Annotated in this window: 15 protein-coding genes; 1 reads left to right on the top strand and 14 read right to left on the bottom strand. The window is 36.6% G+C overall.

Features of this window, described 5'->3' with window-relative positions; translation table 11 throughout:
- Positions 1-30: 30 nt before the first annotated feature.
- From ABTP35_RS06915 to ABTP35_RS06890, 6 genes are all read right to left on the bottom strand, one after another.
- Positions 31-1,284, bottom strand: a complete 1,254-nt coding sequence (locus ABTP35_RS06915) for an O-antigen ligase family protein (protein WP_293297959.1) — start codon at positions 1,282-1,284, stop codon at positions 31-33.
- On the bottom strand, positions 1,277-3,178 hold the full coding sequence (locus ABTP35_RS06910; RefSeq protein ID WP_293297962.1) for an alginate lyase family protein: 1,902 nt from the start codon (positions 3,176-3,178) through the stop codon (positions 1,277-1,279). Before ABTP35_RS06910 ends, ABTP35_RS06915 begins: the two co-directional genes overlap by 8 nt.
- A 71-nt stretch (positions 3,179-3,249) precedes the next feature.
- Positions 3,250-4,554 (bottom strand): hypothetical protein, encoded by a 1,305-nt coding sequence (locus ABTP35_RS06905; protein WP_293297965.1) that lies wholly within the window; start codon positions 4,552-4,554, stop codon positions 3,250-3,252.
- A gap of 10 nt (positions 4,555-4,564) precedes the next feature.
- Positions 4,565-5,752: a glycosyltransferase family 4 protein gene (locus tag ABTP35_RS06900; RefSeq protein WP_293297968.1), complete on the bottom strand. Its 1,188-nt coding sequence runs from the start codon at positions 5,750-5,752 to the stop codon at positions 4,565-4,567.
- Positions 5,742-6,401 (bottom strand): LamG domain-containing protein, encoded by a 660-nt coding sequence (locus ABTP35_RS06895; RefSeq protein WP_293297971.1) that lies wholly within the window; start codon positions 6,399-6,401, stop codon positions 5,742-5,744. The genes ABTP35_RS06900 and ABTP35_RS06895 overlap by 11 nt, the downstream gene beginning before the upstream one ends.
- Before the next feature lie 74 nt (positions 6,402-6,475).
- Complete coding sequence (locus tag ABTP35_RS06890; RefSeq protein ID WP_293297974.1) at positions 6,476-6,919, bottom strand: O-antigen ligase family protein; 444 nt, start codon at positions 6,917-6,919, stop codon at positions 6,476-6,478.
- 94 nt (positions 6,920-7,013) lie between these two features.
- Here ABTP35_RS06890 and ABTP35_RS06885 point away from each other — a divergent pair, with 94 nt between their 5' ends.
- Positions 7,014-7,376, top strand: a complete 363-nt coding sequence (locus ABTP35_RS06885; protein WP_293297977.1) for a hypothetical protein — start codon at positions 7,014-7,016, stop codon at positions 7,374-7,376.
- A 355-nt stretch (positions 7,377-7,731) separates the two neighbouring features.
- Here the strand turns inward: ABTP35_RS06885 and ABTP35_RS06880 are convergent, their stop codons facing one another.
- The 8 genes from ABTP35_RS06880 to rfbA form a co-directional block, all read right to left on the bottom strand.
- The gene (locus ABTP35_RS06880) at positions 7,732-9,033 is read right to left on the bottom strand and encodes a flippase (protein WP_293297980.1); all 1,302 of its coding nucleotides are present in this window, start codon (positions 9,031-9,033) and stop codon (positions 7,732-7,734) included.
- 173 nt (positions 9,034-9,206) lie between these two features.
- Positions 9,207-10,460: a sulfate adenylyltransferase subunit CysN gene (gene cysN / locus ABTP35_RS06875; RefSeq protein WP_293297983.1), complete on the bottom strand. Its 1,254-nt coding sequence runs from the start codon at positions 10,458-10,460 to the stop codon at positions 9,207-9,209.
- A gap of 8 nt (positions 10,461-10,468) precedes the next feature.
- Entirely contained in the window at positions 10,469-11,374 is a 906-nt protein-coding gene (cysD, locus tag ABTP35_RS06870; RefSeq protein ID WP_275614058.1) for a sulfate adenylyltransferase subunit CysD, read from the bottom strand.
- The gene (gene cysC, locus ABTP35_RS06865; RefSeq protein WP_293297989.1) at positions 11,374-11,964 is read right to left on the bottom strand and encodes an adenylyl-sulfate kinase; all 591 of its coding nucleotides are present in this window, start codon (positions 11,962-11,964) and stop codon (positions 11,374-11,376) included. Before cysC ends, cysD begins: the two co-directional genes overlap by 1 nt.
- Positions 11,946-12,380, bottom strand: coding sequence for a DUF2061 domain-containing protein (locus ABTP35_RS06860; RefSeq protein ID WP_293297992.1), 435 nt, complete (start codon positions 12,378-12,380; stop codon positions 11,946-11,948). The genes cysC and ABTP35_RS06860 overlap by 19 nt, the downstream gene beginning before the upstream one ends.
- On the bottom strand, positions 12,381-13,190 hold the full coding sequence (gene cysQ, locus ABTP35_RS06855) for a 3'(2'),5'-bisphosphate nucleotidase CysQ (RefSeq protein WP_293297995.1): 810 nt from the start codon (positions 13,188-13,190) through the stop codon (positions 12,381-12,383).
- Positions 13,191-13,206: 16 nt separating this feature from the next.
- A complete protein-coding gene (gene rfbC / locus ABTP35_RS06850) occupies positions 13,207-13,746 on the bottom strand; it encodes a dTDP-4-dehydrorhamnose 3,5-epimerase (RefSeq protein ID WP_293299133.1) in 540 nt (179 codons plus the stop codon).
- Positions 13,746-14,615, bottom strand: a complete 870-nt coding sequence (gene rfbA, locus ABTP35_RS06845; RefSeq protein ID WP_293297997.1) for a glucose-1-phosphate thymidylyltransferase RfbA — start codon at positions 14,613-14,615, stop codon at positions 13,746-13,748. Before rfbA ends, rfbC begins: the two co-directional genes overlap by 1 nt.
- Positions 14,616-14,620 lie beyond the last annotated feature (5 nt).

Below are 14,620 nucleotides of genomic sequence, written 5' to 3'. Positions count from 1 at the left end.
AAAGCAAAAACGATTGTTAACTATCCCATCTTAAAACTCTAAGGAATTATTTTTATTTCTTAGATATGATACGATTACCAAGGATGCAATTATGGAGAAGAAAACTACACCCCAGGATCTTCGAAACATCGATTCTGTAGAGGAACATATAAAAATTCCGACAACCGTATAAAACAAAAAGTATTCCTTAGTGCTGAAGGCCAAATAAATTATATATCCAAAACAAAATATGAACAATATCCCCCCAATTATTCCTTGAGCGCTCAAAAACTCAAAGAATTGATTATGTGCATTATATTTTAACTTATATGCTTCTAGGTCTCCTGCTTCTCTGTAGGCAATCACTCTCATAACATCTACATCTCCGGCACCAACCCCTATAATAGGTGATTTTTTGAAAAGATCCCACGAATATTGCCATCTTTCGAACCTAGGGTCCAAACCATCGGTTCCACTAAGTCCCATTTCCTTGTACAGCAGTCTTTCAAAAAATCCCCTATTATCATTGGAATCATGTACTAAAAGATTGAAAAAAGTGAATGAAACCAGTAAAAGCGCTACTAACACAAATATTTTTCTTTTAATTAAAAGAAAGATTATTGCAGCAACAAAAAAATATAATATGGCCGTTCTCGAGAGCAAATGTAAAAGGAATAAAATTTGAATTATAACTATAATATTTAGTATTCGTTTGATTTTCTTCCTCTTAATAAGCTCTAGCCTAGATACTATAAATCCAACCGAAGTAAACAAAAACATAGCTAAATATGGCGTATGTTGATCAAGTTTTGAAATAAGGTTTCCTTTACTATACTTCCAAGTGATTGCTTTGCTAATATCTTCCTCCAACCATAATTGGTATGCCAACCAGCCCCAACTTGTTATCGCCGCAACCAGGCACCCTGCCACCAAACCATATAAAAATTTGTTCCTGTTTTCAACAAACATCTTTGGATCAGAGATAAATACCAGAGGCACAAGTAAAAGAGGAATGCTTTTTAATATTTGATCAAGCGCCGTTTGGGTGTAAAAAGAATAGGAATAACTAAACACAATCGAAAAAAACAATAAAACAATCGGCAGCGCTTTTTTATAGTTTGACGAAAGCGATGATATTTTTTCCCTGATGTTCCATTCAAATATGAAAGCAATCAAAAAAAGAACCAAGAAGATATTGTTCATTTGTAAGCTGAGAGGCAAAAAGAACATCGAAATAGTAAGGCAGTATTGGGATACACCAAATCTCTTCAAAGCTTTAGATAATAAGGACGTTGTCTTAGTCATACAAAATGGTGGTTTCTATTTCACATTTACCCTGCCCATGGATAAAAAATTTTAAGCTGTTCGTTTCCTCTTTCCTGTTAAACTCTTTTGAAAACCATCCTAATGGCGGAAATTCCTGTCCAGAAATGAGACGAGCATTCTCAAAGTGGTTATTGGTGATTCTGATTTGTCTGTTCTCCCTTTCCAAATTGATCAACGTACCCTTTTTGTCGATTAATGTATTCGGGTGGAAATGAAGATAAAAAAACAATTCGTAAGTACAAGTGCTTTCAGTGTCCACAAAATCTTTGACTAATATCTTGTTTTGATCCTTATTGAATATAATTTCCCTTGTCAATACAACCTTGTCAGCTTCAAAAGCGTTTGTAGTTGCCCGACAAATTGATTCAGTTTTGTTCAACGATATGTCTATCACCTTTGTTTTTGGCCGATTTATCCAACTCATCCTACCATTGTTGAGTGCGTGATTTTTATTGTTTATAGAAATAGTGTTATGTGCGGTTACACCTTTAAAGTAATCTCTCCAGTGTTCGTGCTTTGAGTGGTACTGATAGGTTCCAGAATCGACCAAAAAAGGTATGCCCCCAACCTCAAGATTGAAATGAAAAATATCGGAATGTCCATGGGCTGCGGAAACATCGTCACCTATTGGGCCACAATCAAAAGAAAGTTTGGCTCTGGAATTATGGTCATATAAAAAGCAATACCCGGAATATTTGAACAATTTGTCCTTTTCCGGAAGGTCATGGGGTTCAACACTAAATTCTGAGCCAAAAATTAAATAGTTTCTAAAATCGACCTGTTCATTAGACTTATATTTTGTTTGAAATAAAAAATTACTTGTTTGAAGTTGTGACTTATATAACGAAAAATGGTCGTGGAAGAAAGGATTAATTACCGAACCTTCGTCATTATCCCCAAAAATGGCCTCGTTTCCAAAATAATCCACATGCTGGGTAAATTGAAAAGTGCTTTCCAGTTTTTGCCAAATTTGCTCTGGAATGGTGTGGTGCGCATTCTTTAAAAATGTTAATCCAATCAAAATTTGATCACACACCTCTGCATGATATCTTGTGCAAAGCTCCATGTTCACCCCATCATCGTTGATTTGTTCTTCGATTTGCTCAAAAAACATATTTTTCCATTTGGCAAATTCTTTCTCACTTAATTTAAAATAAGATCCAATTACTATAAGACCCATGAGTTCGGCCATTAAGTGATTGTTTGCTGATGAAAATAACGATAGATGATTCTTTAAAAAGCGATATGACTCACTTACAATTTCTACTATTAACCGATTGGTCTCGGTTGATAATACTTGAAAATGATTTAAAATATGGTGGGTATATATTAGGTTGACCGTCCGTATACCAACCTCTATTCCAGAGGTCCAGTTTATAGAATATAAATAAGGGTTTTGTTTGCTCCAATCCTTTAATATTTCTTCTATTCTGGCCAAATAGAGTTCTTCTTCACATTCAACATATTTAAAAGCCAAAAACGGTAGAAATTCCATCCTTGAAATTTCGGATACGAACTTTACGTCCCCGTTCTTTTCATAGTCCTGTTTTGTGATGCGACCATAATAGGCTATAGGGGAAATGATTCCAGTAGAGACATCTTTTCTCCAATCATTGAAGTTTAATACATCTATTTCCTCCGTAAAAACTTTAAATGTGCCATGAAACGGAAATGTGAGGAAAAGATGTTGGACTTCCTCGGAATTATAGAGTGGCCCTCTAAAGGATTCATTTAGCGCCAGTGGAGCTCTTCTGACCCTTTGTTGAAAATGACCTTTAATGCTCGTTTGGACAAATTGCGGTATTCTAAAGAAAAGAACCTCTTTTAAGTTCATCAATTTTAATCTTCTGTAATACCACCTTAGTTTTTTCAATCTTCTTTCACTGGTTTAAATAAAAAATAGAGCTAAGGTACACATAAGAATAACACCCATCCCTACCATGTCTAATGGAAGCTTTCCATTGAATTAATTATAAGTTTAAATTTATTTGCTTTGGTCTTTTTTATTTCGCTTCTGGTTACTTCTCTTATCTCAATTATCATTTCCTCACCTATTCTTTTCTTTAATTCCTTTTCAAGAAGTTTAATGTCCTCCAAAGAAAAGCTCTGTGCCGGAACTATATTCACAATTATTTTATCCTTAAAATTCTGCTCTATTTGGGACATTTGTATGTTTGGAACCTTTTTAAACGCTAAAGACATGGCGGCACTGCCTATTCTCCGTTGGTCTGGTGTAATTAGACAATCATCTATCCTGCCTCCAATTCTTTTAACTGTATTGTTTTCTGAGACAATAATTTCATCCTCAACTTGATATCTTATGAGTGGAAATTGAGGGTTTATTAAATTCGTAGTGAAAATTTCATTATTTCCTTTGAATTCGTTTATGGAATAGAGATTTGGAAAGGAATATTCTCCATTATGTTTTTCTTGTACAAGTGAAATTGTTCTCTCGGCATTTCCATATCTGTCATAAATTTTGCACCCCAAACTTTTCTCTATTAATTCTTGTTGATGCGGGTAAAGCGTTTCAGAAGAAGTAAAAGCAATTGGTATTTTGATTTTGTATTCAGATAAAATTATGGACAGAGCCTCCAAAGAACTTGGATAGCCCAAAATTGTCTTTGGTTTGAACTCATTTATTTTTTTGCTGTACCACTCAGCATTATCTGGTGTGATATGGTAACTTGACAAGAATAGTGTTTTATTAAATCTGTCATAGTGCTCTTTTTTTGTGCCATCCAATGCCCCTCGTAAAGAAATGACCTTATCTCCAAAATAATGCCCTACATTATTTCTAAAGATCTCGTTATATGATGCCTCATTAAGCACACAATCCCAACTGTAATAAACCTTTAAAGGGGTGCCCGATGTGCCGCTTGTATGTGCTGTATGTTTAAACCTTTTGCCAATGTATATGTCATCTACTCTTTTCCTAATCAATTCTTTGGTGACCACAGGTAGTTTTGATAAGTCTTCCTTAGATTGTAACTGACCAAGGTTTACACCATGTGAATCGTATAGTTCTTTGTAAAAAGGAGAATTATTGTATGCCTTTCTTATATGCTCGACCAGCATACTATTTTCCTTTATCAAAAGCTCACTCTCGGAAAGTCTTTGAAATGACTTTATTAGTCTAAGCCTTTTTCTAAATCCCGAACCATACTTTAGTTTATGAAATATAAAATCTCTTAAAAGATTTTTCATCTGGTAACTGTTGTTTTTTATTGCTATTGGCTTAATGCCCATTTAGGTTTTTTTATTTAGCATACATTCCCTCCTCAAAATATATTTTAATAAAAAACTCTATTTTATTCTCCCAGTCATATTTTTCCTTTACTCTTTTTCTCATAAGCTCTCTGTCATAGGTTTTAGAAACAACATTCTCAATTTTAAAAGAAAGGTCTTCTGCTGTTTCCCTATCATTGTCAAAAGTATCTCCTATTTCAATTTGTAAAACGTTTTGAAACTCATCAATCGTTTTGTGAAAACCAATAACAGGTGTTCCAACTGCCAGGGCTTCCATATAAACCAATCCAAAGCTTTCACTCTTACTCGGAACTACCAAAATCTTGCTTTTGTTATACAAATCAACCAACTTTTCCCAAGTTTGAGATCCCAATAGTTCCATTTCAAATGGGGTCTTTTGTTTTTCTACCAACTCTTTTGCTTTGTTATTTACTATTGCAATCAGTTTAAAATCCTTTCGCAAAAGTTCACTCTTGCTAATTGCTTGTATTAGAACTGGCAAGTTTTTTATGTCAATACTCTTATTATAGCCATTAAACAATATAATATTCTCTTTTTTGGCTTTAGCGTCTATCGGAATATTTGAAATATAGATAGGGTTGGATATCTTTTGGGTCTTGAACAACGGCAAACTATATTCTTTGAACTTATCGATAGAAAAATCTGAAATGACAATAACAACATTGGATGCTTCAATATTCTCTAAAATCTTTCCAAGTATTCGCTTCTTTTTTGTTCTTTTTGCCCCATCGGTCTTCTGCCAAAACCCATGGTCTGTAACAACCAAATTGATGTTAGGAAAGCTTTTGCGAAGCAAATTTATTATTGGCCTATTAAGGGAGTGGGCGTGGATTGTCCTGAAGTCATGCTTCTGTACAATTTTTTTAATTTGATAGCTTTGTATCCCTACAATAAATTTATCCCTTAGAGATAGGTTTTTATAAGTTTTGGAAAGCCAAATGTTTTCCGAGAAGAAACTATATAACAATCCCAGTGCCTTATTAAGATAAGAAACTCCAAAAATCGTAACTGATTTCTTGTCTAGTGTTTTTTGAAGTGTGAAATCCCAAATAAAAGGCCTTATGCCCCTTTTACTTAAATTTAGGGACAAATCCTCGATATGTTTGGCAATTCCACCTGTAGCTTTGCCTCCAATATTTTTAGAGGCTCTACCTATAAGCAAAACTTTATTTGGCATATTGGTATACATGCGTATAATCCATTAAATTATAGATTTCCTCTTCGCTCAACGCTTTATTATATATATATAAATCATCCATACACCCGTTAAAATGATATTTGCTACCTTGATTGTTCCAAGATGCCCCAAGTGTTGTATAATTTACATCATGCAAATTTGGTACATGGTCAAATATCGCATATTCTTTACCGTCAATGTATATTCTCACCTTGTTTTCGGAGAATATATAAGCCAAAAAATAAATGTCTCCCGGTTTAAGCTCTGCGAGGGACATAAAATATTTTGTGAACCCTCTCTGGTTTATATAGCTCTCTTTCCTTAAGTCTTTTCCTTGTTGCATTACGCCAACTCTGTTTTTGTTCATGAACAAGGAAAGTATCGATTTGATTGGAAAGTCTTTTTCTTCTTTCGATAGGTTTATAATGGTACCATTCCGTCCATAGAAATCTGGTTGAAACCACATTGCCATTGACATCTCTGAAAAAACTTCCAGCTTTTTATTGAATACAGCCAATGTTGAATCCTTACTGCTAAAACAAATACTTTTTTTGTGTATTCCCGATTCAGATTTTTTATTGAGAGAAGCTTCTAAGGAGTCAAAATGGTTGCCATATATTAACCCACCAATACTTTTTGGGGTTTTCACATTCACCTTTTCAACTCTGTTACAAGTTATAAAAATGGGCACTGCCACTAGAATAAGGAATACGTTCTTTAGCCTCATGTTTCTTCTCCCTTTCTTGATTGGTGCATAATCAATGTTATCACAATTGCCATAATTCCCATAACCGTAGGGCTATAAAATACATGGCCTGCCAAATATCCATGGCCCATGGCCATTAAAAAAATCAGAAACAAAGAAAAACTATAAATGGTTTTTTTGTTGAAAAAGTGAATTCCAGAAAGGGTTAACCAATAAAAATAAAAGCTATAAAAAAAAAGGGTTAATAGTATTCCAAAAGCCCCGATAAAATCATAGTAATCTGTTTCAACCAACAACCATTCCTTGTAATTACTTTTGGAATGTTTTATCTCAGGTGCATCGTTCCCCAAGTTTGTAGTATAACTAGAAAAGCCCTCGCCAAAGGTATTGATGAAAAACCCTCTTTTTTCAAAATAGGCATCCCCCGCATTGGTCAACCTTGACCTAACACCCTCCTTCAAGACATTTGAATATTTTTTAGAATAGTATTCAGAGCTTTTAATATAATTAATTAAAAAAACAGATGACACCGCTATTGTTGTCCCTAAAATGATAATGGCAAAGACTCTTAAAAACAAGCTTAGGGCAGAGGTCAGTTTAGACAAAACTAGCTTAACAAAAATATATACGGCCAAAACAGCTATTGATCCGAACATACCTGTCGTGGTTCCTAGTAAGATTAAAGAGGAAAAAATCATAATCAACCATACCCATCCAATATCAACTGTTTTTTTGTTAAACAATAAAAAAGCAAAAACCAATAATTGTGAAACTCCTATATCATTTTGGGCAACAAAAAATGAAGTTGTTCCAAAAACCCATTTGCCATATGTTTCCAATCCAATACCCGTGAAAAAAGAAAAAAGAATACAGCTTGCAACAACTTGGCCATACCTCTTTAAAATAAGGTGTAAATAAAACATTTTGGTTTTAGACCCAATTTTAACTCCTTTTATTAACTCCAAAACAGCAAAAACATAAGTGGCTTTGAAAAAGAAAGTTATTTCCCTTGAAAATGAAAAGTTGTCGCTGTTTATAATCCAAGTTAAAAAAAAAGCAACCCATATGATATTGAAAATGGCCCAAAAATTCACACTCTTATTTTTAATAAAGAAAATGAACCCCACTAGATATAACAATCCACGATATACCTTTCCAACTGAGAAATTGATTTCCAATACCATACTGACTCCTATCAACAAATCTATAATGACAGGGATAAGTAAAAAAAGATACAGTAGACTTTTGGATTTATTAATATTTAAAATTGCCTTCATTCGTTTCTAATGGTTGGCCAAGTTCTTATCCTATCATTCCTCCAAATATACCATGCCCCCAAAATATTCCAAAAAATCATGCCTAAAGCACTTCCAAAAGCAACACCTTCAGCGCCAAAATAGCGAACCAAAACAATACTAAGCAAAATATTCAAAAGCAATGCCAATGCAATTAAATTTTGAAGCAATTTCTGCCTTCCCGTCATTTGAAACATGGGGCCTACGGGACCGGTCACAACATTCATTAATTGAGCCAATAATAATATTCGTAAAACGATTTTACCAGAAACATATTCACCACCAAAAAGATTTAGTACAAATTCTGGAAATAAGAAGATAATTAAAAATATAGGGAACCCACACAAAAACATTATCCTTGCTGAGAAAGAGACCGTCTCAATCAGCTTTTCTTTATATCCATTATGAAAAAAAGATGCGATTTTTGGTGTCGCAATGGTTGCGACCGCATTATAAATGAATGAAACCGTTGTTGCTATTTTTATTGCAGTACTATAAATACCTATTGTGTCCTCTTTAACATAAAAGCCCAAAATAAAAACATCGCTCCACCCCATAATCATAACAATAGCAGACGATATCATCATCGGATATGATTCTAATAACATACCCGTTTTTGTGAGACTATTTTTTAATGGTTTACTTACAAGCCCTTTAAATTGATAGGTAATGTGCATCCAAATGATAATCGAAGCCGCTAAAAGCCCTATTAGATAGGACATTATTGGAGCTTCAAAAATCATAATCGATGAAAAGTAAAAAATCAATATTATCAGTAATGGTAAAAGGAATTTAATCAAATGGAAATAAAACCCATAAATGTTAATCGACCTCATTCCTTTAAAATAGGAGCCTGAAACATCTAGAATTGATAAAAATGGAATTGCAAAAGCAGCCAACCTTAGACTTTCTTTTATGTCAGGTTTATTATACATTATAGATATAGTAGGGGCTAAAAAGAACAACAAAGTTGCAATTAACAGGGAGCTGATTACTACTAGACCCAACGCCCTAAAATAAATTGACTTTCTTTCAAGAGTACTTGTCGAGTTAGCAATCCATTTAACCAATGCCGTTTCAATTCCAAGCTTAGCAATCATTGCTCCAATAGAAAGAAATAAAAAGCTTATAGAAAAGATTCCTTGTATTTTGGCTCCATATTTATTAGCAATAATCCATGTAAACAAAAATCCAAATCCATACCCTAATACTCGAATCAAAAATACCTTTATCCCTTTCTCTATTATTTCTCTTTTATCAGTATTAAACTGGTTAGCCATTACTCATAATTTAGATTTTTGAAAAAATTCTTCTACTATAGGCTTGACCTGCTGATTGATAGAGATTGGTGGCTAATAATTTGAAAAATGATTTATATTCCATACGCCACCATTTAGATTTTAAAAGAAAAAATACGCTATCTCAAAATAACAGTAAGACATTATTATAATTGTTAAACCACCATCCCCGCAGCTACCGTCTCATTAGTCGCATCATCGATCAAAATGATACTTCCTGTAGTCCTATTTTCCCGATAAGAATCTATCATCAAAGGTTTGGTGGTTCTTATTTTTACCTTGCAAATGTCGTTCATGGACATCTCAGTATCGTCGGAACTGCGGTTCAACGTATTGATGTCAATTTTATACAATACTTCTTTTACCATGGCTTTTTGCTCGTTGGAGGTGTGTTTAATGGTGTATTTTGCCCTAGGTTTGGCCGGGGAATTGTTCAGCCAACATAACATCACTTCCAGGTCTTGTTGGGCTTCAGGTTTGTTATTGGAGCGGACAATCATGTCCCCTCGGCTAATATCAATATCATCCTCCAGTGTAATGGATACCGACATTGGGGCGAAGGCTTCTTCAACCTCACCAGAGAATGTGTCTATGCTCTTGATTTTTGAGTTAAACCCAGATGGCATCACAGTGACCTCATCGCCTTTTCTCAACACACCGCTAGCCATTCTGCCAGCATAACCGCGATAGTCTCTAAATTCCTCACTCTGTGGCCTTAAAACGGTCTGCACGGGAAACCTAGCATCTACCTTGTTGATATCACTACTGATATGCATGGTTTCCAATGTGTGCAACAATGGTGCTCCCTGGTACCATTCCATGTTTTTAGATCGGTTTACCACATTATCACCCAACAATGCACTGATGGGAATAAAGCGTACATCCTTTACCAATAGTTTGGATGAAAATTCCTCGAATTGGGAAATTACTTTGTTATAGGCCTCTTCGGAAAAGTCGACCAGATCCATCTTGTTGATACAAACGATTACGTGTGGTATTTGCAACAAGGAAGCAATAAATGCATGTCTTTTGGTCTGTTCAATAACACCGTGTCTTGCATCGACCAAAATTATGGCCGCGTTGGCCGTTGAGGCTCCCGTAACCATATTTCGGGTGTATTGAATATGCCCTGGGGTGTCCGCAATAATGAATTTTCGCTTTGGTGTGGTGAAGTAGCGATACGCTACATCGATAGTAATACCTTGTTCCCTTTCATCGCGAAGGCCATCGGTGAAAAGTGCAAGGTCGACGCCGTCGTGCCCTTTCTTTTTACTTGTACTTTCAATGGCTTCCAATTGGTCTTCAAAAATGGATTTTGAATCGTATAATAGGCGCCCTATCAGCGTACTTTTTCCATCATCCACACTTCCTGCCGTAGTAAATCGTAAAAGTTGATTGTTGTCCAACATATCTTTGTCTAAAAATATCCTTGTTTCTTTCTGTCTTCCATTGCTGTTTCCGAGCGCTTGTCATCACTTCTGTTTCCACGCTCCGTTTGTCTCATTGCCGATACTTCTTGAGCTATTTTCTCCACAGTATCTGCATCGGACTCTATACCGCCAGTGATGGTGATATCCCCTAAAGTCCTAAAACGTATTTTCTTGGTGACCACTTCCTCTCCTTCATCCAACTTTAAGAATTCAGAGTTGGGAATCCATGAGTTGCTTCTCCAAACCACTTCTCTTTCGTGAGCAAAGTAAAGGGATGGAATTTGTATGTTTTCACGTTTGATATAGTTCCAAACATCCATTTCGGTCCAATTACTTATTGGAAAAACCCGGAAATGTTCTCCTTCAAATTGTTTTCCATTGAACAGGTTCCATAACTCAGGTCTTTGGTTTTTGGGGTCCCATTGCCCGAAATCATCCCTATGCGAAAAGAAACGTTCCTTGGCACGTGCCTTTTCTTCGTCCCTTCTACCACCGCCAATTGCACAATCCACTTTATTGGATTCAATAGCATCCAATAATGTTGTTATTTGAAGAGCATTTCTAGTGGCGTTCTTCCCTTTTTCCTCGGCAACCCTGCCTTGGTCAATGGACTCTTGTACAGAGCCTACAATGAGTCGTACTCCCAAACTATCGATAAGGTCATCCCTGAATTTTATGGTTTCCGGAAAGTTGTGTCCCGTATCCACATGCATCAAAGCAAATGGAATTTTGCTGGGATAAAATGCTTTTCTGGCCAAATGGGTCACCACAATGGAATCCTTTCCTCCAGAAAATAAGATTACTGGATTTTGGAACTGGGCCCAAACTTCTCGAAGCACAAAAATGGCTTCTGACTCCAGCTCGTCTAAATAGTTTAAATAATATTTACTCATTACAATTGTAATTTGGGTCGAATCAATTCGAATACTTTGTTTACTGCTTCATCAACGGACTCATTTTCCGTTAAAGTGATATTTGGGCGCAAAGGTACTTCATACGGACTGGAAATACCTGTCATATCCTTTATTTCTCCTTTTCTTGCCTTTTTATAGAGACCTTTTACGTCTCTTTTTTCACATTCTTCCAAACTGGTGTTTACAAAAACCTCCACATAATTTTGTTCACCCACGGTTTCTTTAATTAGGTTTCGGTCTTTTTCAAACGGCGCTACAAAAGCAGCAAGGACCACCATTCCTGCGTCTACAAATAAATTGGCCACTTCCCCTATTCTTCTATTGTTCTCTGAGCGATCTTTAGCCGAAAAACTTAGGTCCTTGTTAATTCCTTTCCTAACATTATCACCGTCGAGGGTATAGGTTCTTATGTTCTCCTTGACCAGCTTTTGTTCCAGGCCATTGGCTATAGTAGACTTTCCCGAACCCGAAAGACCTGTAAAAAATATTAGGAACGAATTGTGGCCATTGGCCTTTCTTCTTTCATTCACGCCAATTTTATAGTCGTGTCTTATGATGTTCTCCTCCATTTCTTTGCTCGTTTTCTTTTATCCAGACCATAGTTGATCTTATACCAAGACCTTTCGTGAAAATAATACAGTATCATCTTGGTAACAACCTCGGCAAATCCAATTTTTAGTCCCGTGAAGGGGTCCCCAGAGATTATCCAAGACAAAATTATGGTGTCCAAAGTACCCAGAACCCTCCAGGTTACCGTTTTTATCAAATGCCTTCTTCTACTGTCCCCTATGCCAACCTTTACCCATATTCTTTCATGAAAATAGTAAAGGACCATTTTGGTAACCACTTCCGCCAAACCAATCTTAAGCCCAGTAAACGGGTTGCCAGTAATAATCCACGAAAGAAGTATAGTATCCATCGTGCCCACCAACCTCCATGTTATGGTCTTGGCCAAGTGTCTTTTATAGGAAACTTTTTGCGTCATTTACTTTACCAAGAAAAATGGGTTCAATAGGTTTTCTTTATTGTAAACCAGATCCTTGCCCGTTTCCCAATTTGTAACCTTTAATCCCATAGCGGAACAAATCGCATGGCCTGCTGCCGTGTCCCATTCCATGGTAGGTGCAACTCGGGGATACATATCGGCTTTTCCTTCCGCAACGATACAAAATTTCAAAGAGCTTCCTTTGGACACTATCTCCACATCTTTTCCTTCTTTTTTTAGCTCTTCAATAAAATTTTCGGTCTGCTCGTTCATGTGCGAACGACTCCCCACGACCTTGGTTTTTGCCCCACTTTTTTCTGAAGGGCGTAATTGATTTACCTCGTCAAAAAGATTGTCGGGAAGTTCCTTTGCATCTCCCAACTCAATTTTAAAGGATTTCCCTTCATCAACATTGGCACAATAGAGTTCCCTGGTCACGGGCACATAGATAACCCCGAGAATCGGAGTTCCTTTCTTAATCAATGCTATGTTTACGGTAAACTCCCCATTTCTTTTTATAAATTCCTTTGTTCCGTCCAAAGGGTCCACCATCCAACATACATCCCATTCTTTTCTTTCACTGTATTCAAGATTCTTGTTCTCTTCGCTAATAATAGGAATAGTTGTTTGGGTCAAGTAGGACATTATCACCCTATTGGATTCCAAATCTGCTCGTGTGAGCGGAGAATCATCTTTTTTATACTCGGTGCCAAAATCCACCGAGTCATATATGTCCATAATTGCGCTGCCAGCATCAATAGATGCCTCAATAGCAAGTAAAAGTTGCTGTTCTACATTAATGGGGTTCAATTTATCTTCTTTTGGGTTAGTGTTCCAAGTTTATCGGTAAGTTTTTATCTTTTTCAGAGAGTAGCAAAGCGTTAGAATTCAATGACCACTTAATATTCAGTTCTGGACAATCAAATCGAATTCCTCCCTCTGCACTTTTATTATAATAATTATCACATTTATACAAAACTCTTGCGGATTCGCTCAAAGTTAAAAAACCATGTGCAAATCCTCTTGGCACAAACAGTTGTCTTTTGTTCTCATTGTCCAGTTCAATGGATAAATGCTCGCCAAAAGTAGGGGAATTTTTACGTAAATCGACCACTACATCCTGAATTCTTCCATCCAATACGGAAACCAACTTGGCCTGGGCATGTTCGCCTTTTTGAAAATGCAGTCCTCTTAACACTCCCTTTTTGGAATAGGACTGATTATCTTGTACAAAATTTACCTCTTGCCCAATGGCTTTACAAAATTCTCTATGATTAAAACTCTCGAAAAAATAACCTCGGTCATCCTTAAAAATTGTAGGTTCGATTACAAAACATCCTTTTAACTTGGTCTCCGTCGCCTTTATCATCCCTCTTTCTTCAAAATACCCAACAAACGTTCACCGTAGCCGCTCTTTATTAAGGGCTTGGCCAACTCTTTAAACTGATCTGCATCTATATATCCCATTTCAAATGCTGCCACTTCTATAGATCCGACCACAAATCCTTGGCGTTCCTCGATTACTTCTATAAACTGCGAAGCCTGCATTAGGGCCTGAAAGGTTCCTGTATCCAACCAGGCGGTGCCCCTGTCCAAAATACTTACGCTCAGTTTTCCTCTTTCTAGATACGCCCTGTTTACATCGGTGATTTCCAATTCGCCCCTTTTGCTGGGCTCAATGTTTTTGGCTATGTCCACGACTTCGTTGTCATAAAAATAAATGCCCGGTACTACATAGTTGGATTTGGGTTGCTTAGGCTTTTCTTCGATACTAATTGCCTTGCCATCCTCATCGAACTCCACAACCCCATATCTTTGTGGGTCGTTTACGCGATAGGCATAAACAATGCCACCCTCGGGATTATTGTTGCTCTGCAATAACTTGGACAATCCAGCGCCATAAAAAATATTATCGCCCAAAATAAGTGCCACCTTATCATCCCCTATGAACTCTTCCCCTATAATAAATGCTTCCGCCAGCCCGTCGGGTGAATCTTGGGCCGCATAGAAAAATGAGCAACCATATTTGTGGCCATTGCCCAACAGTTCTTTAAAAAGTGGGAGGTCTTTGGGTGTGGAAATAATCAATATTTCCCGTATTCCTGCATACATAAGGGTAGACAAGGGGTAATAGATCATCGGCTTATCGTAAATGGGCATCAACTGCTTGCTCACCGATAAGGTAAGTGGGTGCAATCTACTGCCTGTTCCTCCTGCCAATACGATTCCCTTCATCCTAT

The organism is Flagellimonas alginilytica, from assembly GCF_042134605.1.
In the GTDB taxonomy this organism is placed as follows: Bacteria; Bacteroidota; Bacteroidia; order Flavobacteriales; family Flavobacteriaceae; genus Flagellimonas; species Flagellimonas alginolytica.
The sequence above is the reverse complement of the archived record's forward strand: the minus strand, read 5'-3'. Positions and strand labels throughout refer to the sequence as shown.